20 protein-coding genes and 1 pseudogene are annotated in these 24,164 nt (G+C 65.3%); 14 read left to right on the top strand and 7 right to left on the bottom strand.

Annotated features, from left to right (window positions below; genetic code table 11):
* Positions 1-85: 85 nt before the first annotated feature.
* Positions 86-490 (top strand): IS200/IS605-like element ISAs26 family transposase, encoded by a 405-nt coding sequence (tnpA, locus tag C3418_RS13720; protein ID WP_102948427.1) that lies wholly within the window; start codon positions 86-88, stop codon positions 488-490.
* Positions 491-547: 57 nt separating this feature from the next.
* Here tnpA and C3418_RS13715 read toward each other — a convergent pair.
* Positions 548-1,108: pseudogene (locus C3418_RS13715) on the bottom strand (AMP-binding protein); the annotation flags it as partial.
* 323 nt (positions 1,109-1,431) lie between these two features.
* Between C3418_RS13715 and C3418_RS13710 the strand changes: the two are divergent.
* Positions 1,432-1,971, top strand: coding sequence for a glycine zipper 2TM domain-containing protein (locus C3418_RS13710; protein WP_010674678.1), 540 nt, complete (start codon positions 1,432-1,434; stop codon positions 1,969-1,971).
* 158 nt (positions 1,972-2,129) lie between these two features.
* Here the strand turns inward: C3418_RS13710 and C3418_RS13705 are convergent, their stop codons facing one another.
* A complete protein-coding gene (locus tag C3418_RS13705; RefSeq protein WP_052815032.1) occupies positions 2,130-5,348 on the bottom strand; it encodes an ExeM/NucH family extracellular endonuclease in 3,219 nt (1,072 codons plus the stop codon).
* A 596-nt stretch (positions 5,349-5,944) separates the two neighbouring features.
* Between C3418_RS13705 and C3418_RS13700 the strand changes: the two genes are divergently transcribed.
* The 4 genes from C3418_RS13700 to C3418_RS13685 all read left to right on the top strand — a co-directional run bounded on the left by C3418_RS13700 (position 5,945) and on the right by C3418_RS13685 (position 10,259).
* The gene (locus C3418_RS13700; RefSeq protein WP_052815033.1) at positions 5,945-7,066 is read left to right on the top strand and encodes an ABC transporter substrate-binding protein; all 1,122 of its coding nucleotides are present in this window, start codon (positions 5,945-5,947) and stop codon (positions 7,064-7,066) included.
* Between the two features lie 101 nt (positions 7,067-7,167).
* Positions 7,168-8,211: an iron ABC transporter permease gene (locus tag C3418_RS13695; RefSeq protein WP_052815034.1), complete on the top strand. Its 1,044-nt coding sequence runs from the start codon at positions 7,168-7,170 to the stop codon at positions 8,209-8,211.
* The gene (locus C3418_RS13690; protein WP_052815035.1) at positions 8,204-8,974 is read left to right on the top strand and encodes an ABC transporter ATP-binding protein; all 771 of its coding nucleotides are present in this window, start codon (positions 8,204-8,206) and stop codon (positions 8,972-8,974) included. Before C3418_RS13695 ends, C3418_RS13690 begins: the two co-directional genes overlap by 8 nt.
* Positions 8,975-9,029: 55 nt before the next feature.
* Complete coding sequence (locus C3418_RS13685) at positions 9,030-10,259, top strand: MFS transporter (protein WP_052815036.1); 1,230 nt, start codon at positions 9,030-9,032, stop codon at positions 10,257-10,259.
* A gap of 206 nt (positions 10,260-10,465) precedes the next feature.
* Here C3418_RS13685 and C3418_RS13680 read toward each other — a convergent pair whose 3' ends face one another.
* The 5 genes from C3418_RS13680 to fadI form a co-directional block, all read right to left on the bottom strand.
* Positions 10,466-11,350 (bottom strand): AEC family transporter, encoded by an 885-nt coding sequence (locus C3418_RS13680; protein ID WP_052815037.1) that lies wholly within the window; start codon positions 11,348-11,350, stop codon positions 10,466-10,468.
* Positions 11,351-11,362: 12 nt separating this feature from the next.
* On the bottom strand, positions 11,363-11,920 hold the full coding sequence (locus C3418_RS13675; protein WP_052815038.1) for a YaeQ family protein: 558 nt from the start codon (positions 11,918-11,920) through the stop codon (positions 11,363-11,365).
* Between the two features lie 189 nt (positions 11,921-12,109).
* On the bottom strand, positions 12,110-12,250 hold the full coding sequence (locus C3418_RS13670) for a TIGR02808 family protein (RefSeq protein WP_005325161.1): 141 nt from the start codon (positions 12,248-12,250) through the stop codon (positions 12,110-12,112).
* A gap of 248 nt (positions 12,251-12,498) precedes the next feature.
* Positions 12,499-14,649, bottom strand: coding sequence for a fatty acid oxidation complex subunit alpha FadJ (gene fadJ / locus C3418_RS13665; protein ID WP_052815039.1), 2,151 nt, complete (start codon positions 14,647-14,649; stop codon positions 12,499-12,501).
* On the bottom strand, positions 14,649-15,959 hold the full coding sequence (gene fadI, locus C3418_RS13660; RefSeq protein ID WP_103858717.1) for an acetyl-CoA C-acyltransferase FadI: 1,311 nt from the start codon (positions 15,957-15,959) through the stop codon (positions 14,649-14,651). Before fadI ends, fadJ begins: the two co-directional genes overlap by 1 nt.
* Positions 15,960-16,142: 183 nt before the next feature.
* Between fadI and C3418_RS13655 the strand changes: the two genes are divergently transcribed.
* From C3418_RS13655 to C3418_RS13620, 8 genes are read left to right on the top strand one after another with little or no spacing between them, the layout of a single operon-like run.
* A complete protein-coding gene (locus tag C3418_RS13655; RefSeq protein ID WP_103858716.1) occupies positions 16,143-17,093 on the top strand; it encodes a MoxR family ATPase in 951 nt (316 codons plus the stop codon).
* A gap of 28 nt (positions 17,094-17,121) precedes the next feature.
* Positions 17,122-18,012 (top strand): DUF58 domain-containing protein, encoded by an 891-nt coding sequence (locus C3418_RS13650; RefSeq protein ID WP_069784733.1) that lies wholly within the window; start codon positions 17,122-17,124, stop codon positions 18,010-18,012.
* Positions 17,997-18,554 (top strand): DUF4381 family protein, encoded by a 558-nt coding sequence (locus tag C3418_RS13645; protein ID WP_223918213.1) that lies wholly within the window; start codon positions 17,997-17,999, stop codon positions 18,552-18,554. The genes C3418_RS13650 and C3418_RS13645 overlap by 16 nt, the downstream gene beginning before the upstream one ends.
* Entirely contained in the window at positions 18,551-19,513 is a 963-nt protein-coding gene (locus C3418_RS13640) for a VWA domain-containing protein (RefSeq protein WP_103858715.1), read from the top strand. The genes C3418_RS13645 and C3418_RS13640 overlap by 4 nt, the downstream gene beginning before the upstream one ends.
* A 21-nt stretch (positions 19,514-19,534) precedes the next feature.
* Positions 19,535-20,995: a tetratricopeptide repeat protein gene (locus tag C3418_RS13635; protein ID WP_069784736.1), complete on the top strand. Its 1,461-nt coding sequence runs from the start codon at positions 19,535-19,537 to the stop codon at positions 20,993-20,995.
* Positions 20,996-21,000: 5 nt separating this feature from the next.
* Positions 21,001-22,536: a BatD family protein gene (locus tag C3418_RS13630; RefSeq protein WP_069784744.1), complete on the top strand. Its 1,536-nt coding sequence runs from the start codon at positions 21,001-21,003 to the stop codon at positions 22,534-22,536.
* A 30-nt stretch (positions 22,537-22,566) separates the two neighbouring features.
* Positions 22,567-23,157 (top strand): sigma-70 family RNA polymerase sigma factor, encoded by a 591-nt coding sequence (locus C3418_RS13625; RefSeq protein WP_082189218.1) that lies wholly within the window; start codon positions 22,567-22,569, stop codon positions 23,155-23,157.
* Positions 23,150-23,893 carry a DUF3379 domain-containing protein gene (locus C3418_RS13620; protein WP_041215209.1) on the top strand — a complete coding sequence of 248 codons (744 nt, stop codon included), beginning with the start codon at positions 23,150-23,152 and terminating at the stop codon, positions 23,891-23,893. The genes C3418_RS13625 and C3418_RS13620 overlap by 8 nt, the downstream gene beginning before the upstream one ends.
* Positions 23,894-24,164 lie beyond the last annotated feature (271 nt).

The following is a 24,164-nucleotide window of genomic DNA, read 5'->3' as shown; positions in this document are numbered from 1 at the left end:
GAATTTGTAGGCTTTCAGAATTTGCATTTAGCGCTCAGTGTGCAGCATTATTGCCATATCTATTAATGCCCGATTGAGTGACAGAATGCAATTCACTAAAATTAATAAATCACGCCATGCGGCCTACGTTTTGCACGTACATTTGGTGTTTATTACCAAGTATCGAAAGCCGATACTGGGGGATCTGCATCACGCTTCATTCGGTCAGTGTGCGGCAGAGGTTTGCAGAGGTTTTGGTGCGGAACTGAAAGAGTGTGACGGAGAGGCTGATCATGTTCACATGCTGATAGAGTACGCGCCAACGGTGCAGCTATCGGTACTGGTGAACTCGTTAAAGGCGGTCACATCAAGGCGACTGCGTAATGAATTTCTGGACTTGAGAGGTGCTTACAGCAAACCCGTACTCTGGTCACGCTCTTACTTTGCGGGCTCTTGCGGCGGAGCACCGTTGGAGGTGATCAAGCAATACATTCAAAACCAGCGGGGCTGACGCCCCGGCGAAATTCCCCTCCCACCTACGTCGGAGGGAGTCCCCTTTCGCATTTAAGATGGCCTGCCACTCGTCCGCCGGCAGCCAGCCGGGTTCGTCCCCGTCCCCCAGGGCGATGAACCCCTCGTAGTCGAGCTCGCCGATCAGCTCCCCTTCCCGGTAGAGGGGATCGTCGATGGCGATCACCAGGGACTGGCTGTCAATGAGAGAGAGCGCCTTTCGCACCACTGCGCCGAACTCCCGGTCCACCAGCACCACCTTGCTCTGGGCGTGCTGGAAGATGAAGGCCATTGCGTCCGCATCGAGCCGGGTGTTGATGGTGTTGAGCACAGCGCCGCTCATGGGTACCCCGAAGTGCGCCTCGAACATGGCCGGCACATTGGGGGCGACGATGGAGACGGTGTCCCCCTCGCCAATGCCGCGACGGCGCAGGGCCGAGGTGAGCTGGCGGCAACGGCGTTCGGTCTGGGCCCAGCTCTGGCGCAAGGGGCCGTGGATCAGCGCCGGATAGTCGGGATAGACCCGGGCGGCCCGCCCCAGAAAGCTCAAGGGGGTCAGCGCCTCGAAATTGGCGGGCGTCTTGCCAAGGCCGGCGTCGTACATGTTCTGCTCTGTCATCGGATCCTTCCTCACAGGGACACAAAACGGGGTGGCACTCGCGGTTCACCACAACCGGCATTGTGCCCTGATGCGGGGCCAGGATGCCGGCTGGAACCGGATGAAAGGGTATCAAGGGGGCCAGATCCCAGGTATTAGCGAAACGTCTTAGGGGCCCTCGGCCCTGCTCCCCCTGTCGCCAATCGCCGACGCTATTTTTGTGCGGTCACTTTTTGCGCAGTCAGCCCCTGTCGCGATCCCGTGGCCCTTGCCTTGAGCCTGCGGCGCAAAATGCCAAGAATGATCCCAAGCCCTCAACGGGTATGAGTACAAGGAGAAGAGTGATGAACAAATCCATGTTGGCAGGTGTCGGGATCGGTGTTGCCTCTGCGCTGGCATTGTCGGCGGTCGCCAGCGGATCCCTGTTTTCATCAGAGCCCCAGTTTGCCGAGGTGCTGGCCAGCAAGCCGGTGACCGAGACCATCAAGACGCCACGTCAGGAGTGCCGCAACGTCACCCTGACCCACCGCAAGCCGGTGCAGGACGAGCACAAGATCCTGGGTACCGTGGTTGGCGCGGCCCTGGGCGGCGTGGTCGGCCACCAGTTTGGCGGTGGCAGCGGCAAGAAGGTGGCCACCGCCGCCGGTGCCGTGGCAGGGGGTTATGCCGGGAATCAGGTGCAGGGCAACATGCAGGCCGGTGATACCTACACCACCACGGAGCAGCGCTGCAAGACGGTGCAGGAGAGCAGCACCCGCACCATCGGCTATGACGTCACCTACCGCCTCGCCGGCCAGGAGGGGGTGGTACGCATGGAGAAGCAACCCGGCCCCACCATTCCGGTCAAGGATGGCAAGCTGGTACTGAGCAACGCGCAGGGTTGATACTCCGTTAGGAGCGCCCTGCCATGAGGAAGGCCCGCCATGACGGTGGGCCTTTTTCATCTTCGCAACCCAACCTGTCTGCAACAAGTCTTCCCAACAAAAGTCTTCCCAACTAAGAAAGGGGCCCGCAGGCCCCTTTTTATATTGAGACGTCATCCTCAGTGGCGACCGAAGGGCCACCAGGACTTGTCGTTGTCCTGGATGTCGACCCGGGTCTGCTGCAGGGCGCCGGGCTGGCCCCCTTCCACCCGATCGAGGCTCACCCTGAACTGCTCGGTGGGCTCCACAAACCAGTCATCGATGATCAGCACCTTGACCGACTTGCTGCCCCCCTCGCCCGCAGCCCAGCTCACGGTCTGGCTGAACCAGGGCAGGAAATCCAGCCCCCAGCGCGCCGTGACTCCGTCAAGGGCCACCCGGGCCCGGGCCGGCTTGCTCAGATCGCCGCTGCGCACCAGGGGGATCTCGGCAAACCACTGCCCCTCGTTCACCGTCATGCTGGCGCGCGCCAGCGAGATGGTGGACGGCGCCAGCTTGTCCTTGATGGTCACCAGGGTCTGGTGCTGATCCCCCAGGGCCGCGCCGCTCGGGTCAAACAGCTCCAGGGTAAAGGTCTCGTCCCCCTCGTGCAGGGTGTCGCTCTTCACCGGAATGCTGATGGTCTGGGGCTCGCTCTGCCCGGCGGCCCAGTGCAGGGTGCCGGTGAGGGGCGCCACGTCGCTTGTGTCCCCGCTGCCGTAGACGATGCGATAGCTGACGCTCGCCTCCCCGTGGCTGCCATCGCTGCGACTGACACTCAGGGACAAGGTATTCCCCTCCTCCACGTTCGCAGCGGCGCTCTCGAGACTCAATACCCCGGCGGGTGGCTGCGGATACTGGATGGCCACCAGCACCGGATCGTGATCCGAGGCGCTGAAGGGCCCTTCGGATTTCGCCAGCTGACCGCTGTACTTAGTGCCGTACTCGAAGAAGTTGCTCTCGGCGGAGTTGATGTGCCAATCCTCGATGCCGATCACCTTGGCCGCGAGGCTCGGGTTTGCCAGGGCGTGATCCAGGTTGCCGAGCTCCCCTTCGTAGCTGTAGGAGTAGGTGTCGGTGCCATGGAAGCGGGTATTGAGGTTCACCAGACCATACCCCTTGCCAAGGGCGCTGCCGCTCTCCTCGAAGGGCTGACCCGCCAGAGTGGTGAAGGAGGCGCTCATGATCTGGCGCGCCTGGGCGGCCGGATCATAGTCGGTCAGCACCCGGATGGGATCCTCCATGCCATAGGCGTTCATGTCGCCGATAAGCAGCAGATCCCCGGCCAGATCCTTGAGGTGCTCCCCCAGCACCTTGGCGGCGGAGACCCGCAGCGCGTTGCAGTGGCCCTGGCCATCCAGCGGATCGGCGCTGGCGTAGTCGGGGTAATCCTCGAAGCAGGCGGAGCCCTTGGACTTGAGGTGGTTGACCACCAGGGTCAGGGGCGCATCCCCCTTGGGCGAGCTGAAACGCTGCACCAGCGACTCGCGCATCCCCTGATTGATGGTCACCGGTTTGCCGCTGGCGTCCACCGCCTCGGCCTGCTGCACCGGCAGCGCGATAAGGCTGGCGGCCCCCTCCGGGGTCACTTTGGCGGGTCGGTAGATGAGCCCCACCGTGATGGCGTCGGTGCCAATGGGCTTGCCATCCGGCGAGGCAATCCAGCGGTAGTGATCCGCCTCGTCCGGCTGGGCGGCGTTGAGGGCCGTAACCAGATTGGCGATGGCGGAGTTGTCGCCATAGCCGTTGTTCTCGATCTCCATCAGCCCCACCACGTCGGCATTGAGGCGGGTGATGGCGCTGACTATCTTGGTGCGCTGCAACTCGAACTCCGCCACCGTCAGGGCGCCCCGGTTGCTGCCGGTGGGGTTGGCATCCCCGCCCACGACCGTGGTGAAGAAGTTGAGCACGTTGAAGCTCGCGACCCGCAGATCCCCCGCCTCGGCGAGCTCGGGGGTTTCCACCCGATCCCAGCCACTGTGATCTATCTGGCTCGCGTCGATGCGATTGCTGGCCACCAGCCTGAACAGGTTGTAGGAGTAACCAAGCGCCCCCTCCAGCCCGTTGAGCTTGTCGCCGATGCGCAGGTAACCGTCCTCGGCGTTGAAGCCGGGGAACCAGGGCAGCACACCGTCCGGCGCCTTGGCGTCGGTCTCCACCACCAGCTGGTTCTGCTGGTTGCGAAGGGCCCAGTCGCTCGCCTCCTGGCTCATGGCGGCAAATTTCTGGGTCGACTTGATGAGCGGCGCGCCATAAGAGAGCACCAGGTTGTTGCGCTTGCCGTCGTAATCGAAGCTGAAGTTGCGGGTCACCACCAGGCTGGAACCGGGCACCAGCCGTACCTGCATCCCCTCGTGACGCTCCAGCAGCTGGCTCAGGCTCTCGCCCGCCACCGGCAGCAGATCCACCGCAGCCGGGATGGCCCCTTGCGGCCGGGTCACCACCAGCTCGTCTGCGTTGATCTGGGTCTGGTTGAAATACTCCTTCACCTTGCCAGACACACACACCTCGGCCCCCGGCACGACGGCAGCGTTGGCCTTGGTGGTGTAGACGAAGAGGCCGTCGGAGGTAGCCGCATTCCCGTCCCCCTGCTCGTCCTGAATGAAGAAGCCCTTGTAGAGGCCGCTCACTACCTGGGTCACCACGCCGCGGGTGGCGTAAGCCTGTTCCGATTCGAACTTGCCGGCTGGCACCAGGGGGCTGCTGGTGCCGGGGCCCTGAATGGCGGGCACCGGCACCAACTGATCCACCGGGCAGACGAAGGCGGGCGGCTGGGTGCCATCGCAGGGACCATCGCCACTGCAACCCAGGCCACTGGCGTCATCTTTCGGGGCGGCCACGTATTCCTGCGCCGGATCAAAAGGCGACGTCGCATCAGTGCGGCCCATGGTGACGGTGGCCTTGCGGCGCAGGGTCATGTCCAGGGTCGAAACGTTGCCGGAGACCCAGGACGTGCCCGGATCCACCCCTACCTGGCCGAAGCTGTCGATTATCTCGCTGCCGCGATAGAGCACCAGGGCATCGTCGCCGTTGAACACCAGGTTGCCGCTGGTCTGATTGGCCTTGGCCAGGATCTCGGCATTTGCGGAGGGGTTGGCCAGCACCAGACTGGCGCCCGGGGCCAGGGTGCCTTGCAGCGCCAGGCTGTTGGTGGGGGATTCGCTGATGGGTTTGCCGTTGGCGTAGAGGGCCAGCCGGTATTGTGAGAGATCGACGGCGTCGCTGCCGAGGTTGCTCAGCTCCACCGCCTTGTTGTTGCCGGACCCTTCCAGGTATTCGGTGATGAGCAGTTGTGCCTGTGCCTGTCCAGCGAGCGCCAGCCCGACGGCCAGCGCCACCAGAGAGTGTCTTCCTGACATGGTCAGTTTCCTTTTTTATTTGCAGATCATGTTATTGGCGCCCCGCACAAGGCGGGCCGCAGCACCTTGGATGCAGCCATCAGCGGGAGGCATGTCAGCCCCCGGCCGAAACTGCGCGCCCACTCTGCCCCGTCGACGCCGGGGCTGCTGCGAGCTGGCTAACAATGACAACAAAATGTTGCGCCAAGGTGACGGGCAATACCCGAATGGGCAGTGTCTGCCATCGCTGCGCAGGAAGTTGTCGCCCCCCAGCCCCTGCTGGCTGCCTCCGTCAGGGAGCGACATCGGCTCCGGGGCAGACGGGGGGAACACTACGGCGGCCTCTGCCCGGTACCATTTCGTGAACAGCGCCACTCACAGACTCCGAATCATGGGCAAATCCATGGGTGCCATACCGGGCGCCACCCCCTTCGTGGCCCGAGAAGGCAGAAAACCGCGGGATGAGACTCTCTCCTGGTGCTCTTGTGGAACCGGTTTCAGTAATGACAGAAATAACAAGAGAGGGGATGACACAAACGTTTGTTGCTTTTGCGCTCGCGAATGGCAATAGTTCTCACTTTCTTTTTTGACCGTCTCTATTCTCGAGGTGCTACAAGATGTTTCGTCACCCCCTGGCAAAGTTGCTGCTGCTCGGCCAGCTCGTCCTGGTGAGCTGGATGGCGCAGGCCGCCCCCCCCGTTGAAGTGGAAGATGTGATGGGCCGCAAGGTCTCCCTCAGCCTTCCGGCAAGCCGCATCGTGCTCGGTTTCTATCCCGAAGATTACCTGGCGGTGGCCGGTGAAGGCGGGGCCGAACGCCTGGTGGGCATGTCCCTGGGCTGGTTCATGAAGTCCCGTCCCGCCATCTGGTCTCTCTACGTGGCCAGCCAGCCACAACTGGCCAAGGTCCCCGACCTTGGCAACGTACAGGATCAGAGCTTCTCCATCGAGAAGACCCTGGCGGTCAAGCCCGACCTGGTGATCCTGGCGAAGTGGCAATATGAGGCCCTGGCCGCCGACCTGCCACGCCTTGAGCAGGCGGGGATCCCGGTGGTGGTCATCGACTACAACGCCCAGACCCTGACACAGCACATGGCGAGCACCCTGCTGCTTGGCAAGCTGACCGGCCAGGAGGCCCGCGCCCGGAAGATGGCCGACGAGTACAAGGCCAAGATTGACACCATCACCTCCCGCATCGCCGCCGCGAAGCGCACGCCGCCCCGGGTCTACATCGAGCTGGGTGACAAGGGTCCGGCCGAGTACAGCTACACCTATGGCAAGGACATGTGGGGCGCCATGGCCCTGCTGGCCGGTGGCGACAACGTGGCCGCCCCCTTCGTCGATCGCTGGGGCCCCATCCACCCGGAACAACTGCTGGCGAGCAAGCCCGAGGTGATCCTGATGGCGGGCTACGAGAGCGTGAGCAGTGCCGTCGCCATGCAGGTGGGCCAGGATGTGTCGGCAGAGACCGTGCGCCAGCGTCTGCAAGGCTTTGCTGCCCGTCCGGGCTGGAGCGAGCTGCCTGCGGTGAAGGAGGGTCGCCTCTACGCGGTCTATCACGGCGCCACCCGCAGCATCATGGATGCCGCCCTCATCGAGTTCATGGCTAAGGCCCTCTATCCGGACCTTTTCCAGGATCTCGCTCCCCTGGCCACCTATCAGGCGTTCTACCAGCACTACCTGCCCATCCGTCCCCAGGGCACCTTCATGCTGGGCATCAAGCAGGATGACGCAAGCTAACCCCGGCAATTCGGGTGCGGCCCACCTCGGCCACGCCCTCTTCAGCAACCCTCTTGGATTGTGTGGGCGCCTCTTGCGGCGCCCGTTTCAGGATTGACATCATGAATGATTTGGCTGCCCTGCAGCAGACCCTCGCCCGGCAGCGGCAACGGGAGCGCCGTCGCTGGCACTGGCTCCTGCTGCTCACCCTGGTCCTGTGCATTACCCTGGTGCTCGACATCGCCACCGGCCCCTCCCTGTTGGCCCTGCACGACGTGATCGATGCCCTGGTTTCCCCCGCCCAGGCCGATCCCATGACCCGCACCATCGTCCACGACATGCGCTTGCCTATCGCCCTCATGGCCCTGGTGGTCGGCGCCTCCCTCGGCCTTGGCGGCGTGCAGATGCAGACCCTGCTGGACAACCCCCTCGCCAGTCCCTACACCCTGGGGCTCGCGGCGGCGGCGGGCCTGGGCGCGGCGCTCGCCCTCTACACCGGCGGCCTCGGGCTCTCCCCCCTAGTGGCCATCCCGGCCGGCGCCTTCATTGTGTGCATGTTTGCCGCCTGCCTGCTGTTTGGGCTGGCCATGATGCGCCATGTCAGCAGCCAGACCCTGATCCTGGCGGGCATCGCCCTGCTGTTCCTGTTCCAGTCCCTGCTCTCCCTGCTGCAGTTCCTCTCCTCCCCCGAGCTCAACCAGCAGATCCTGTTCTGGCTGTTTGGCAGCCTGATGCGCACCACTTGGGACTCCCTGATCATCACCGCCGTCGTCACCCTGATCTGCACCCTGCTCATCTACCGGGATGCCTGGGCCCTCACCAGCCTGCGCCTCGGGGAAGCCCGTGCCCGCAGCCTCGGAGTCAACGTCGACAGGCTGCGCATGAAGACCCTGGTGCTGGTCGCCCTGCTCACCGCCACCGCCACCAGCTTCGTCGGCTTCGTCGGCCTGGTGGCCCCCCATATCGCCCGCATGCTGGTGGGGGAAGATCAGCGCTTTTTGATCCCCCTCTCCGCCCTGTGCGGGGCCTGCATGCTCTCGGCGGCCTCGGTGCTCTCCAAGTCCATCATTCCGGGAGCCCTCTTCCCCATCGGCATCGTCACCGCGCTCATTGGCGTGCCCTTCTTCATCTGGTTGATCCTCGGCAGGGGGCGTAAACGTGCTTGAAATATCCCGACTCTCCCTCTCCCTCGGCCAGCAGACCCTGCTGCGGGATCTCAGCCTCACTCTGCATCCGGGTCAGGTCCATGTGATCATCGGCCCGAACGGGACCGGCAAGACCTCCTTGATGCGCACCCTCTTCGGCGAGCTGACCCCGGACAGTGGCGACATCCGCCTCGGGGACCAGAGTGCCCGCCAGATGACGCAGGCCAGGTGGCGCCAGCAGTTTGGCTACATGCCCCAGAACATCCAGCTGGAGCTGGATCTCAGCGTCATCGAGGTGGTGGTGCTCGGGCGCCTCGACAGCCTCTCCATGCGCCTCGCGGACGAGGACATACTGGCGGCCGGCCGCGCCCTGCAGGCGCTCGGCATCGCCCATCTGGCGGATCGCCCCCTCTACTCCCTGAGCGGCGGCCAGCGGCAGATGGTGCTCTTCGCCCAGGTGCTGCTGCGCGATCCCCGCATCATGATGCTGGACGAGCCGGTCAGCGCCCTGGACCTGCACCACCAGATGCAGCTGATGGAGCACCTGTGCCAGCAGACCCGGGATCAGCAGTGGATCACCCTGGTGGTGCTGCACGATCTCAACCTGGCCGCCCAGTTTGCCGATCAGCTGATCGTGCTGGCAGGGGGGGAGCTCCAAGCCTTCGGCCCCCCCGCCCGGGTGCTCGACGCGGCCCTCATCGAGCGCCTCTACCAGGTGCCGGTGGAGATAAGCCACGATCAGCGCGGCATCCCCTTCCTCAGAACCCTGCGAAAGACGTCATGACACAGTGCTGCGCCACCCCGGCGACCTCCTACCGACACGGTGGCGGGAGGCGACCATGAACGGCGCCTCCTACTGGCGGGACTGGCAGGGTATGAGCCCGGCCGCCCGCCTGCTCATCACCAATGGGCTCGCCTTCAACCTCGGCTTCTACATGATGATGCCCTTCCTCGCCCAGCACATGGGCAGCGGCCTGGGCCTGGCCGGCTGGGCCTGTGGCCTGGTCATGGGGATGCGGGTCTTCAGCCAGCAGGGGCTGTTCCTGCTAGGGGGGACGCTTGGGGATCGCATCGGCTATCACCCCGCCATCGTCTGGGGTTGCCTGGTGCGATCGGTCGGCTTCCTGCTGCTGGGCTGGGCCGAGTCCCTGCCCATACTGCTGCTGGCGGCGACCCTGACTGGCTTTGCCGGGGCCCTGTTCACCCCCTGCGCCCAGGCCTATCTGGCGAGCGAATGCCACAATCCGAGCCAGCGCCAGCGCGCCTTCGCCCTGCACAATCTCGCCAGCCAGGCGGGCATGCTGCTCGGCCCCCTGGTCGGCCTCACCCTGACCCAGCAGAGCTATGCCCTGACAGGGCTCTTGGCGGCGAGCCTCTTCGCCCTGCTCGGGGTGCTGCAGTATCGGGTGCTGCCCAAACGCCCGGTGGCCAACCAGAGACCGCGCGGCGCCATCTTGCGCCAGTGGGGGGACATCCTGCGCCAGCGCCCCTTCATGGGGTTCACCCTGCTCGCGGGCAGCTACCAGATCCTGTTCCACCAGCTCTATCTGGCCCTGCCCGCCCATATCCAGAGCCTGCCGGACGCCACCCGGCTGCTCGGCGGCGTCTTCACCCTCTCGGCGGTGATCGGCGTCCTGCTCCAGCTGCCGGCATCGCGCCTGGTGGAGCGCCGTCTGGGGGTGCCGCTCGCCATGGGGCTCGGCATAGGGCTGATGGGGCTGAGCTATCTCGCCCTGCCCCTGCTCTCCCCCTGGCCGACGGCAGGCGTGTTGACGCAGGTGGCCCTGCTTTCCCTGGGCTCCATCCTCTGCTTCCCGCTCTTTGCCGCCCAGCTGCCCCGCTACGCTCCCCCTGACCAGCTCGCCAGCTACTACGGCTTCTATGCCAGCGCCGGCGGCTGCATGGCACTCTTTGGCAACCTGCTTATCGGTTTTATGCTGGGGGACGCGGGCACCCGCCCCACCACCGCCATCTGGACACTGCTGGCCCTCGCCGGCCTGCTGGCTGGAGTTGGCCTCTATACCCAGCTGCGCAAGGATGGCCAGGTTCAGCCGGCCACCCATCAATAAACAGGGCGGCCTTGGCCGCCCGGTTTTATTCCCTTTCCTCCCCCTTCCACTTTCTGCCTTATCCGGCTAACCAGAACCTGTTTCAAGACCTTGCCAGATAAGCGAGCAAGCTCGGCTGTGCTCGATGAGCAAAGCAACATCGGACATGCACGATGGCGATAAAAAGGACGCCATCAGGCGTCCTTGCAGGTGAAAATAAGACCGGGTCAACTCCCCAGATGCAGCGCCAACCAGACCGCCAGCGGGATCACCACTATCGAGAGCGCGTTGCCGCCCAGCACTATGCTGGCCACCTTGTCGGGCTGGCACTGGTACTGCTCGCACAGGATGTAATTCAATACCGCCGGGGGCAGTGCCACCGAGAGTGTCAGCAGCGGGATCCAGGCAGGCTCCAGGGGCAGCAGCCAGACGGCGAGCCCAAGGGAGAGGCCCCCCGCCAGCAGATAGAGCAGGTTGCACTTGAGGGCCAGCCCCAGATGGCTCAGATCCCCCTCCATCAGCCTCACCCCCAAGGCAAACAGCATCAGGGGCACCGCTATCTGACCGAGCAGGGCGGCGCTGGTCACCAGGTATTCCGGCAGCGGGATATGCAGGTTGGCCACCAGCAGGCCGGCGAAGGCGGCACAGAGCACGGGGCTTCTCAGCCAGCCCCAGCGGGAGCTACTGGCCGAGAGGATAAACATGCCCACCGTGAAGTGGAGCAGGTTGGAGAGCACGAACAGGATGACGATGGCGCCGAGCTGCTGCTCGCCAAAGGCGAGCACCATCAGCGGAATGCCGAGGTTGCCCGTGTTGCGAAACATGGCGGGCAGGATCAGGGCCGCCCGCGCTATCTCCTTGAGCCTGAGCAGGGCGAGCAGCAGGCCAGGGAGCAAAATCACCAGGGCGCCAGCCGCGACAAGCGGCAGGTGCGCCGCCAGATCCAGCGGGTATTTCACCAGGGCCGAGAAGACCAGCGCCGGGGTAAAGAGCTCGATATTGGCCCGGTTGATGTAACCCAGGTCGCCACCCGGTCGCAGCCGCCCATAGAGGGCGCCGAGGCCCGCCACCGCAAACACCGGGATGACGATATTGAGCAGGGCGCTGAACATGGGGGCTCCCGATCAGAGTTCGCGGGCCGGACGTCCCATCAGCACCACGGGATCCAGGGTGACCTCCTGGCTGCCGTTGCTGACCCAGAGCTGGCCGTCGGAGATGGTGCAGGTGAGCTGCATGGTGCGCTCCACCATGGCCGCCAGCGGCAGGGTCTGGCTGTCGGAGAGCTCGATGACGCTCAGGTTGTCGTGCAGACCGAGCTTGCCCTGGTTCTGCTTCCACCAGACGCTGGTGCCACGGCCGCCGTAAAGGTAGAGCACTACCTGGCGGGAACGGTTGCACGCCTTCTTGAGGCGCTTCTCGTCCGGCTGGCCCAGCTCAATCCAGAGTTCAATCTCGTCGGAGTAGTTCTTGCGCCAGAGCTCGGGTTCGTCGTCGGCAGAGAGCCCCTTGGTGAACTCCAGCCGCTCGGCGGCATGCCAGGCGAAGGCCGCGAGGCGGATCATCATGCGCTCGTCGGTCTCGGAGGGGTGACGGGCCAGGGTGAGGGAGAAGTCCTGATAGAGATTGCGATCCATGTCAGACAAGCTGATCTGGGCCTTGAAGATGGTTGCCTTGAGCGCCATAGAAGTCGTGAACACCTGATAAAAGAGAAAGGGGCGGACATGCCGGGCGTCAGTGTAATCAAAATGGCCGCCGGGTTCGACCGTCTTGCGCTCCCTTTACCCTATCAGGGTCGGGATAAGTGCTTCAGGAGACACAAAAAACAAATGCCAGTCCGAGGACTGGCATTTGGCGGCATGAACGAGAGTGACTCACTTCTCGGCGGACTTGACCCCGAAGGCATTGAGCAGCAGGCAGCAGGTGACTGCCACGGCCACGAAGCCACTCAGAAAGATAAAGGGCATGGCCCCGTATCCCAATATGTTCCAGATGGTTTGTTCGAGCAGACTCATAGTGTGTCCTTCATCCAGTGAAATGGGTGTCCCTTTCGCGACGGGGTAGTCCCCGCTCCTGATAAGGCTATTTGACCTCAACCCGCGCCTGAGTCCTATGCCACCAAAGTAATAAATGGGGCACCAGTTTGCGCCAGATCAATAATTTAGCCCCTTGTCACCCCGTTTTCCGCTCCCCGAGGCCCCTGGCTTGGACAAAAAAGGCGGGGCGACCCAGGGCCGCCCCGCCTGTTTGTCACGCAGACGCCTCAGCCATAGAAGCGCTGCTGCTCCGCCGCCATCGCCTTGAGCCGCGCACAGGGGGCAAAGCGGTCGCCAAAGCGCTTCTGATGGTGCTCGAGGCGCCCCACCAGATAGTCGATGCCGAGGCTGTCCATGTAGCGGAAGGGGCCGCCCAGGAACGGCGGGAAGCCGATGCCGAAGATGGCGCCGATGTCGCCGTCCCGGGCCGAGGCCACCACGCCGCTGTCGAGCGCCATGGCCGCCTCGTTGAGCATCAGCAGCACGCAGCGCTCGGCGATCTCCTGCCTGGCCAGCCTGGCCTGGGGCTTGACGCCGAGCACGTCGTAGACGCTCGCGTCCACCGTCTTCTTGCCCTCCTTGCCGGTGAGCCGGTTGCGCGGCGCCGCCTTGCCATAGAGGTAGAAGCCCTTGCCGTTCTTGCGCCCCTTGCGATCGTCTTCCAGCAGCTTGTCAAACGCCTTGGGGGCCTGGAACTGCTCACCACCCAGCTCCTTTTCGAGGATGGGGGAGATCTTGGCCCCCACGTCGATCCCCACCTCGTCCAGCAGGGTGATGGGGCCCACCGGGAAGCCGAAGTCGAGCAGGGCGCCGTCCAGCACCTCCACCGGCTCCCCTTCCAGCACCAGGCGGGCCGCCTCGTTCATGTAGGGGGCCAGGATGCGGTTGACGTAGAAACCCGCCTCGTCCTTCACGACGATGGGGGTCTTGCCCTGGGCCCGGGCGAACGCCAGGGTGGTGGCCACCGTCTCGGCGCTGGTACCCGCGTGGGGAATGATCTCGGCGAGCGGCATCTTGTCCACCGGGCTGAAGTAGTGCAGCCCCACCACCCGCTCCGGATGCGTCGCCGCCGAGGCGATCTGGTGGATGGGCAGGGAGGAGGTGTTGGAGGCAAACACCGTGTGCTCAGCGCACTCGCGCTCCACGTCCTGCACCATCCGGTGCTTGAGATCGATATCCTCGAACACCGCCTCCACCACCATGTCGACCCGGTGGAAGCCGGAGTAGTCCAGGGTGCCGGTGAGCAGGCTCATCTGTTTCTCCAGTTCGCTGCGCAGCAGTTGGCGACGCTTGAGCTTCCTCGCGAGGATGTCGTAGCTGTAGCGCATGGCGTTGCCGATGCCGGCGCTCGCCACATCCTTGATCCGCACCGGCACCCTCGCCTTGGTGGCGGTGACGAAGGCGATGCCGCCCCCCATCAGGCCGCCCCCCAGCACGGCCGCATGGGCCACCTTGCGGGGCTCGGCCCCCTGATAGCTCACCTCTTTCTTCATCTCTGTGGTGGCGAAGAAAATAGAGCGCAGGGCGGCGGATTCCGGCGTCATCACCAGCTCGCCGAAGTGGCGGGCCTCGGCCAGCAGGCCGGCCTGCATCCCCTCCTCCACGCCGATGCGCACCACCTCGATGATGCGCTCCGGCGCCGGGTAGTTGCCCCGGGTCTTCGCCTTCACCCCCTTGCGGGCCTGATCGAACAGCACCTTGCGCCCGAGCGCGTTGGTCTCCAGCACCTTGCCCTGCAGATCCCGCTTCAGGCGGTGGCGCGGCTTGCCCTTCTTGGCGAGCTTGATGGCGGCTTCCAGCAAAATGGAGGTGGGCACCATGTCATCCACCAGCCCGAGTTTCTTGGCCTGCTTGGCCCGCACCTGCTTGCCGGTCAGCATCAGATCCAGCGCCTTGGCCACCCCGATGAGGCGCGGCAGACGCTGGGTGCCGCCGGAGCCCGGCAGCAAGCCGAGCTGCACTTCCGGCAGCCCCAGCACGGTTTTAGCGTGATCGGTCACCACCCGGCCATGGCAGGCGAGCGCCAGCTCCAGCCCGCCGCCGAGGCAGGGGCCGTGGATGGCGGCGATCACCGGTATGCCCAGGGATTCGATCTCGGCGAACACATCCTGCCCGGCCCGGGAGAGCGATTCGGCGTCCTGGGCGCTGGTGCAGGCTGCCAGCATGGCGATGTCGGCCCCCGCGATGAAGGAGTCCTTCTTGCCGGAGACGATCACCAGGCCGATCAGATCCCCGTTCCCCCGCACCTCGGCCAGCAGGTGGCGGATCTCGTCCGCAAAGGAGGCCTTCAGGGTGTTCATGCTCTCACCGGGCACATCCATGGTGAGGATGCCGATGCCGTCTTTGCGAATTTCCAGGGAAAAAGTCTTCTCGTTCATCATTCCACCTCCAGCACCATGGCCACACCCAGCCCACCCGCCGCACAGGCGGTGTTGAGCCCCAGTCCCCCGCCCCGGCGCCGCAGTTCGTGCAGGGTCTGGGTGATCATGCGCGCCCCGGTGGCGGCAAAGGGGTGGCCGTAGGCCAAAGAGCCGCCGAGCACGTTGAATTTGTCCATGTCCACCTCGCCGATGGCCTGATCCCGGCCCAGCTTGTCACGGGCAAATTCGGCACTGGCAAACATCTTGAGGTTCGCCAGGGTCTGGGCAGCGAAGGCTTCGTGCATGTCGATGAGGGTGAGATCAGCCAAGGTGATGCCCGCGCGGTCCAGCGCCAGCGGCGTGGCGTAGGAGGGGCCCATCAGCATGTCCTGCCACACGTCGATGGCGGAGAACGCGAAGCTGCGAATGTAGCCCAGCGGCTCCAGACCGAGCTCGCGGGCACGCCCTTCACGCATCATCAGCACGGCGGCGGCGCCGTCGGTGAGCGGAGTGGCGTTGGCGGCGGTCACCGAGCCGTGAGCCCGGTCAAACACCGGCTTGAGCTTGGCGTAGCTCGCCAGATCCGAGCCTTCGCGGATGTTGTTGTCCCGCTCCAGCGGCGACTTGTAGGGGGGCACGTGGGCGGTGAACACCTCGCCACTCAATTTACCCTGCGCCCAGGCTTCGGCCGCCAGGGTGTGGGAGCGGTGGGCCAGCGCATCTTGCGCCTCGCGGCTGATCTGGTGGGTCTTGGCCATCTGCTCGGCGGTCTGCCCCATGGAGAGACCGGTGGAGTACTCGGCCACGGCCGGGGGCACCGGCAGCAGGTCCTTCAGGCGCAGACGGCGCAGAATATTGAAACGCTGCTGGAGGTTGCGCGCCTTGTTGAGATCCACCAGGGCGCGGGCCAGAGACTTGCTGACCCCGATGGGCAGCACGGAAGAGGAGTCGGCACCGCCGGCGATGGCGATGTCCACCGTGCCGGCCATGATGGATTCGGTGACATTGGCCACCGCCTGGAAACTGGTGGCGCAGGCGCGCGACACGCTATAGGCATCGGTGCTGACGCTCATGCCAGTGCCAAGCACGATCTCCCGGGCGATGTTTGGCGCTTCCGGCATCTGCACCACCTGGCCGAACACCAGCTGGTCGATGAGCTTGGGGTCGAGATCGGTGCGGGCGAGCATCTCGCTCACCACCAGTTTGCCCAGATCCACCGCAGGCACGCCGTGAAAAGCGGTGGCCTGCTTGGCAAAGGGGGTGCGCAGACCCGCCACGACGGCTATCCGTTCGCCCTGGCGAGTCGTCAGTTTCAATGGCTGTTTCATCCTGGCTCCTTGGGTTAAAAAGGCAGAGGTCTGACCTCATTGCGCCACATCTTAACAATCCAATCACAACTTTCATACGGCTGATTGAAACTAAATTGTCCCCATCTTGCCACCCTCCCTCGCCCTTGTGAGCCAACTGGGGTATAAAAAGATCAACTTCCATAAAAACAACGGGTTTATCTCATGGCAGCGGCCGAGTTCAGAGCACTTGGAGACTATCTGGGCAGCCAGATCCTGGGACAGGGCCCCCTCATCGAGGGGCTGCTGATCGCCCTGTTATGTGAAGGACATGTGCTGATCGAGGGGGCCCCCGGTCTTGCCAAGACCCGGGCGGTCAAGGCGCTGGCCGGCGCCGTGGAGGGGCGCTTTGCCCGTATCCAGTTCACCCCGGATCTGCTCCCTGCCGATCTCACCGGCAGCGAGGTTTTCCATCCCCAGGATGCGAGCTTCGTGTTTCAACCCGGCCCCCTGTTCAATCACCTGGTGCTGGCGGACGAGATCAACAGGGCGCCGGCCAAGGTGCAATCCGCCCTGCTGGAGGCCATGGCCGAGCACCAGATCACCGTGGGCAAGAAGAGCTGGCGCCTGCCCTCCCTCTTCATGGTCGCCGCTACCCAGAACCCCATCGAGCAGGAAGGGACCTATCCCCTGCCGGAGGCCCAGCTCGATCGCTTCTTGCTCAAGCTGCTGGTGGATTACCCCAGCCCCGCCATGGAGCTGGCCATCCTTCAACTCAACGCCCGTGGCGACGCCCTGCCGACGCCGCCAGTCACCCTGAGCCAGTCCGACTTGCTGGAAGCCCGCACCGCCGTTCAAGGGGTACAGATGCAGGGGCGCCTCGAGCACTATCTGGTGCAACTGGTGTGCGCCACCCGCCCCGGCAGCGGCCTGTGCCCCGAGCTAGACCCCCTGGTCGCGGTGGGAGCCAGCCCCAGAGCCAGCATCGGCCTCGCAAGAGCCGCACGGGCCCGGGCCTGGCTCGCCGGGCGCGACTTCGTGCTGCCCGAAGACATCCAACAGCTGGCGCCAGCCGTGCTGCGCCACCGCCTCATCCCGAGTTATCAGGCGCTGGCGGACAACCCCGATAGCGAGGCGCTCATCACCCTGCTGCTGGATGCCATTCCATGCCCCTGAGCCGGCCCCCGCAGGCAGCCCTATCGCCATGACCCCCGTCGCCGAGCCCCGGGATCACCCCGACATCGCCCTCACCCTCCAGCGGCTGCTGGCGGTGCGCCTCTGGACGCGCCAGGGCGAGCGTGCTCGCATTCATCAGGCGGCCCAGGGGCGTATCGGGCGCCAGCCCGGCCTCCATTTCAGGGAGCTTCGTCTCTATCAGGCCGGTGACGAGGTGCGTCACATCGACTGGCGGGTCACCGCCCGCCTCGGTCGCCCCCACACCCGCCTCTACGGGGAAGAACAGGATCAGGCCCACTGGTTGCTGCTGGATCTCTCACCCGCCATGTACTTTGGCTCCCGCGCCCAGCTCAAGGCCCGCCTTGGCTGCGAGCTGGCCGCCGCCCTGCTCTGGCAGGGGGAGAAACAGGCCAATACCTTGATCTGCCAGGGCGCAGCCCCCCACACAGAGCACCAGCGCGGCTCTCTCATGCCTCTGCTGGAAGCGCTCTGTCGCCATTACGAGGCAGGGCTGGATCGCGCCCCCCCGCCCTGGACGCTGGCCCAGACCCTGGCGCGACTCACCCTGCCCCACGGGGCCAGATTGACCCTGATAAGCCACCACCAGGCACCGGACCAGGCCCTCTGCCAGCAGTTGCAACGTCTTCGCCTGCGCCACGATATCCACTACTGGCAGATCCGCGATCCCCTGGAAGCCGCCCTGCCCGAGCAGGGGCAGCTGGCAGTGCAGGCAGGCAGACACAGCGGTTGGCTCGCGGGAGAAGATCCCCGCTTTCGCGCCCGCTATCAGAGGGCGGCCGACGAACAGGCCGAGGCCTGTCGCCAGCAGTTACTGCCCCTGGTGACGCGCCTCTATCGCCTCGACAACGGCGCCACCCTGCAACGCCAGTGGCAGGAGGGCGGATGCCGTCTGTTTTGAGGGGGAAGCAGGGCGTGCCCGCACCGGATGCATATCACCAGCCCTCGTCCAGTGAGGCCTTGCAAGCCATCCGTGCCGAGCTGCGCGACATCCACCAAGGCCCCGCTCTCGAGCCTGCACAGGATCCTCGCCTGATGGCCCTCGGTGGGCTGCTGATCGCGGCGATCGCCGCTTGCCTGATCGCCATGACGGCCCTCACCCTGTGGCGCCAGCGCCGCTGGGCGCACCGGCTAAACTGGCAGGCCGACGATCTCGTCCCCAGGCTGCAGGATGCCCTGCGAGAAGCGGCCATGGCCCGCTGGCCCGAGGCGGCCCCCCTGCAAGGGGAGGCCTGGCTCGCCTGGCTGGACAGCAAGGGGGGGAGCGATTTTTCCCAGTTTGCCGCCCAGTGGCCACTCTGGCTCTATGGGGGCAGCGTGCCCGATGAGGCGCAGCGCAAAAGATTGCGCCTCGCCTATCTCGCCTGGGGGCGACGCTGCGTCAGCGCGCCGCGATTCCCGGCAAGCAAGCGAGGGGCACCTCCCCCGGAGGGTACGCGATGATCCTCGCCTGGCCCTGGTTTTCCCTCGCCCTCGCCTTGCCGCTGCTGGTGCGCTTCGGCCTGCCTCCCATGAAGGGGCGCAAGGGAGGAAACCGGCTCGTTCATGGAGGTTTTCCCCTGCTCCAGCCCCAGACGGGGCAGCCCTTGTGGCGTATGATGCTCTGCTGGTGCGCCCTGGTACTGGCCCTGTGCCGCCCCCAGTGGCAGGAGCCCCCGATCATTCACTACCAGAGCAGCCGGGACCTCATCCTGGCGGTGGATCTCTCCGACAGCATGCGCACCCAGGACATGCTGGATGACGGAGAGCAAACGGACAGGCTTGCCGCGGTGCGCCAGCAGATAAGCAACCTTGTCGCCTCCCGCCCGGGGGATCGCATCGCCCTCGTCGTCTTTGCCGATCACGCCTATCTGCTCTCCCCCCTCACCCAGGAGACCGGGGCCCTGCTCACCCTGGCCAGGGAGCTCGATTTCGATCTGGTGGGGCGCACCACGGCCCTGGGGGAAGCCATCCTGCTGGCACGCCAGCACGCCGACCCCACCCGCCCCACCGCCCTGCTGCTGGTGACGGACGGGCGCAATACCTCGGGCAATGCGGATCCCCTGACCGAGGCCCGGCTCGCCGCCAAAGCAGGCTTCCGTCTCTATACCCTGGGGGTGGGCGCCGACCCCGACACCTTCGCCGCGCCCGCAGGGGATGCCGATCCCAGTGCCGAACTGGATGAAGCCCTGTTGCAGCAGCTGGCGACACTGGGAGGAGGCCGCTATTTTCGCGCCCGCAACCGGGGCGATCTCGCCGCCATCAACCAGGCCATCGACACCCTGGAGCCCCTCGCCCGGCCCCAGACCCTCTCCCGGCCTCACCAGGAGCTCTACCCCTGGCCACTGGCCCTGGCCTGGCTGCTGCTCTGCTGGCCAGCCCGCTGGCGCATCCCCCTGTCACACAGGCCATCCCATGAGTAGGCTGGTCATGACGGTGGCACCATGGAGCTGACCTTGCTGCGCCCCCTCTGGTTGCTGGCCCTGATCCCCTGGCTGTGGCAGGGGTGGCGCCACCGCCGCGATCCCGGCTTGCTCTCCCCGGCCATGCAGGCCTATCTGCTGCCGAGCCGCCATCGGGCCATCCCCTGGCGCTGGCTTGCCTGTCTGCCGGTGATCCTGGCGCTCTCGGGCCCCGCCCTGCGCCAACAGAGTCTCCCCATGCCGAGCCCGGCCCTCGATATCTGGCTGCTGGATCTCTCCGACTCCATGCTGGCGCAGGATCTGGCGCCGGACCGGGCAACCCGGGTGAGGCTGGGATTGCAGGAGATGCTGGCCGACATAGCGCGGCAGGACGCGGCCCATCCCATCGCCCTCATTCTATTTGCCGGGGATGCCTACCTCGCCATGCCTCCCACCCGGGATCATCAGGCCATCGCCCTGCTGCTGCCGGACCTGCGCCCGGCCATCATGCCTGTCCAGGGCAGCGCCCCCGAGCGCGCCGTGGCCCTGGCCCTCACCCTGATCCCGCCGGGCCAGTCCGCCCGTCTACTGCTCGTGACCGACGGCCTCTCCGGGACAGCGCGCGATCGCATCGCCGCCCTCTGGCCCTGCCTCAACGACCTGTTCTGCAAGGCAGGCTCGGCCCCGCGGCTCGACATCTTGCTGGCCAGCGGGGGCAAGGAGACCCGGTTGCCCGGCGTGGCTGCCGAGCGCTGGCAGCTCGGCAGCCCGGTCGGCCACACCTTGCCGGCGCCCGAAGAGGAGGCCATGACCGCCCTTGCCGCCAGTACCGGAGGCAGGCTGGCCTGGCTTGATTCCGGCCTGCCCCGCTTTGCCCCCCTGCCCATGGGCCAGACCCTGACGCAGGGGCAATCCCGGGATCTCGGCCCCTGGCTGCTCATCCCCTTGCTCCCCCTGGCGCTGCTGGCACGGATCGGCGCCCACTGGCTGCTGGTGATCCTCGTCATTGGCGTCGCGCCCCCTTCCCTGCAGGCGGCCTCCCGACAAGATGAAGCAGGCTGGCAGGCTTATCGCCAGGGACACTATCGGGAAGCGGCCAACGCCTTCCAGGATCCGGTCTGGCAAGGCAACGCCTGGTATAGAGCCGGGGATTACGCCAGGGCCGTCGCCGCCTATGGCAGGGCAAACAGCGCCACTGCCCACTACAACAGGGGCAATGCCCTGGTCTGGCTCGGGGATCTTGCCGCCGCGGAGCAGGCCTATCTGAGCGCCCTTCGCCTTGAACCTGGGCACAGGGATGCCTTGCACAACCTGGCCCTGCTACGGGCCAACCCGCCGCAGACAACGCCCTCGGCAAATGCCCCGGAGCAGGCCGACACTCCCGACCCAGCCCGCGCCTCAGAGGCTCCTCGCCCCCCGGCGCCCCCCGTGCTGCTGCTGGAGCAGCGCCTTCGCAAGGAGGCCCTGCGCCGCCCCCTGATCAAGGTGGAGGAGCCCTGGTGATCCTCGTGCTGCGCTTGCTCTCCCCCCGGATCGGCTGCTGGCTTCTGCTCGCCCTGTGCGCCATGCGGGTGCAGGCCGCTCCTGTCGAGGCCGAACTGTTGCCGGGGGCGAGCGAGCGCGACTGGCTGCTCGTCATCGAGGCCGACGGGCTGCACCGCGATGAGGATCTCAACCTGCAACCGCTGCTGCGCCAGTTTGCGGTCGGGCGGGTCAGTATCCAGCGGGTCAGTGCCCAGAGCCGCAGCCTGACCCGCTGGCAGATCCCCTTGCACCTGCTCGATACCAGCCCGCGCCAGGTGCCCTCCCTGCCCCTTGGCGCCGATCTCACCCCCTCCCTGGCGGTACCGACACGTTCCCTGGACGGCACCCTGATGCCGGCACAAGGTCCGGTATTCTCTCCGGTCGAGCTGCAGGCCCGGGTGCTCCATGAGGGGAATCTCTACCCCGGCCAGCCCTTCATCTATGAGCTGACCCTCTGGCTGCCTGCCAACTTGGAGGCTCCCAACCTCGGTGAGCCCATCACCCCGGCCTTTACCATTCGCCGCCTCGGCGAGGATCGCTGGGACTCTCCCGCCAGCCCCGGCCTGCCCGGGCGTCTCACGCGAAAATGGCTGCTGCAGGCCAAAGGGCCCGGACTCCATCCCGTCGAATCCCCCCGCTTTCAGGGGCGGTTGCCGCACCAGAACGCGGCCGGTGCGACCGCGCCGGGCAACGCGGGGGATCCGCTGTCCGCCAGGGCGGCGACCCTCTTCATCAAGGTGGACAAGGCCCCCCTGGAGCCGGTGGCGAGCAGCCTGGTGCTGCGCCAGCAGTTCAGCCCGGCGCAGGCCAGGGTGGGTGAGCCGGTGATCCGCACCCTCACCCTGGTAATGGAAGGGGGGGATGGCAACCGCCTGCCCCTCTTGCCGGCCCCGCCCCTGCCCGCCGGCCTCTCCATGAAGCCGGACGGCGAGCAGCAACAGGAGCGATTCGTGGCCGAGGGGGCGCTTCGCTTCGAGCGCCAGTGGCGCCAGGCCCTGACCGCCGACGAGGCGGGGCGCTATGTGCTGCCCCCCCAGACCCTGCGCTGGTTCAACACCCAGAGCGGTCGCATCGAGGAGGCGCGCCTGCCCGCACATTCTCTGGTGTTCACGGCAAGGGAGAGCGCCACTCCCGCCTCCCCCGCACCAGGGGTCCAGTATCTCTATTGGGTGCTCCTGGCCATCCTGCTGCGGGCATTCATGCGCCGCTGGCCGCGCTGGCGCGCCTTCTATCGCCTGCAACGGGCCCTCGCCACGGGCTCTCCTGACGAGGCCAGGGAAACCCTGCTGACCTGGGCCGTCCTGCGCTGGGACGCCCCCTGTCTTCATCTGGCCAGGCTGCCCTGTCACCGCGACCCCGCCATGGGGGCGCTGCTGGACGACCTGGATCGGGCCTGTTTTTCCCCCAAGCGAGTCCCTGGCGAACACCTGCCCAGACAGGCGCTCGCCAGGGAGTTGTGCACCTGGGAGAGCTTTGCGATAGCCTATGGTCTTCGAATACTGGCGTGGATGCGTGCATGATGCGCCCCTCATGAAACAGGACACCCCTTTATGGCGTTAGGTTTTTTCAGAAGAAAAAGGGCCGACACGGGAAAGGATCCCTGCGCTTCTCCGGTCTATGGGGAGATGGCAGACAAACAAACCAAGTACGAAGCCCTGGTGCACGCCCTGCACGGGGACATCTACCGCTACGCCTACTGGCTGTGCCGGGATCCGCAAATCGCCGAGGATCTGGTGCAGGAGACTTTCCTGCGCGCCTGGAAGGCGATAGATACCCTGCTGGACGACAAGGCTGCCAAGGCGTGGCTCATCACCATATTGCGGCGGGAGAATGCCCGCCGCTTTGAGCGAAAGCAGTTCGATCTCGTCAACCTCGACGAGCACCCCCTGCGGGATCAGGGTGTCCTGCCAAGCGAGCAGGAGATGGAGCACGAATGGCTCAGGCGCCACATCGCCCGCCTGCCTGCCGAGTATCAGGAGCCGCTGCTGCTGCAGGTTCTGGGGGGATTCAGCGGGGAGGAGATCGCCGAGCAACTCGGCCTGAACAAGAACACCGTCATGACAAGGCTGTTTCGCGCCCGCAACCAGATAAAAGAGGCCATGGAGTCTGCGAAACAACAGAGAGGACACACCAATGGATGAGCTTGAATTTCGCCGCCGGGCCATCACTCACCCCTCGGACAGGGATCCCGCCTTCTTGAAAGCCGCCGAGGCGTCACCGGCCAATCGCAAGCATCTGGACGAGATGCAGCAGCTCGAGCGCCAGGTGCGCAGCACTCTGGAAGTGGACGTACCGGCCGGTCTTGCGGAGCGGATCCTGCTCAGGCAGGCGATGGCAGCCGAAGAGGAGCAGGTGGTCCCGCTGCCCGTCACTCCTGCACGCACGCAATGGCGCGCTCTGGCCATCGCGGCCTCGGTCGCCTTCCTGCTCGGCATGAGCACCCGCTGGATCAGCTGGCCTGTGGCACCGGACACCCTGTCGCTGGCTCAGGTCGCCATGTCCCACGTTTATGGGGAAGAGCCCTTCATTCATGCGGTGGATGAGCGGGTCAGCCTGCACACCATCAACGCGAAAATGGAGAAATATGGCGCCACCCTGAGCGAGATGCCGGGCATGAAGGTAACCTATGTCAACCACTGCGCCTTCTACCAGGGACCGGCCCTGCACATGGTGCTGCAGGGCAAGATGGGACCGGTCACCCTGTTCCTCGTCCCCAAGCACCTGCCATTGACGATCCAGTCCGATTTTGCAGACGGGACCCTCAAGGGGGAGATACTGCCGCTCAAGGGGGCCAACATGGTGCTCATCGGAGACATGCAGGAGCCCCTCGCCCCGGTTGCCCGCCAGCTTGAGTCACGTCTGCACTGGTCCATTTAACAGACCTTGACCCAGGCTGACTCGTCCTCCGCCTCAGCCACATCACAGGCAGACATCCTCATTGTCTGCCTGTTCATCCCCACATCCCCGCATGTTCCCGCCTATTGCCTGCGCGAAGTCACATTTCTACCATTTATTTTAAATGACGCAAATGGCACCATTTGTGCTTTATTTATCCAATAATAGATAAATCAGCCTAATAAAACGGCAAGTTAAAACAAATGATTAACACAATGGAAACTTTTATGTATTCTGCTGTCACTGGTCTGAT

This window comes from Aeromonas sp. ASNIH8, assembly GCF_002919855.1.
GTDB lineage: Bacteria > Pseudomonadota > Gammaproteobacteria > Enterobacterales > Aeromonadaceae > Aeromonas > Aeromonas caviae.
Note: the sequence above shows the minus strand (reverse complement) of the source record. Positions and strands in the feature narration are given on the sequence as shown.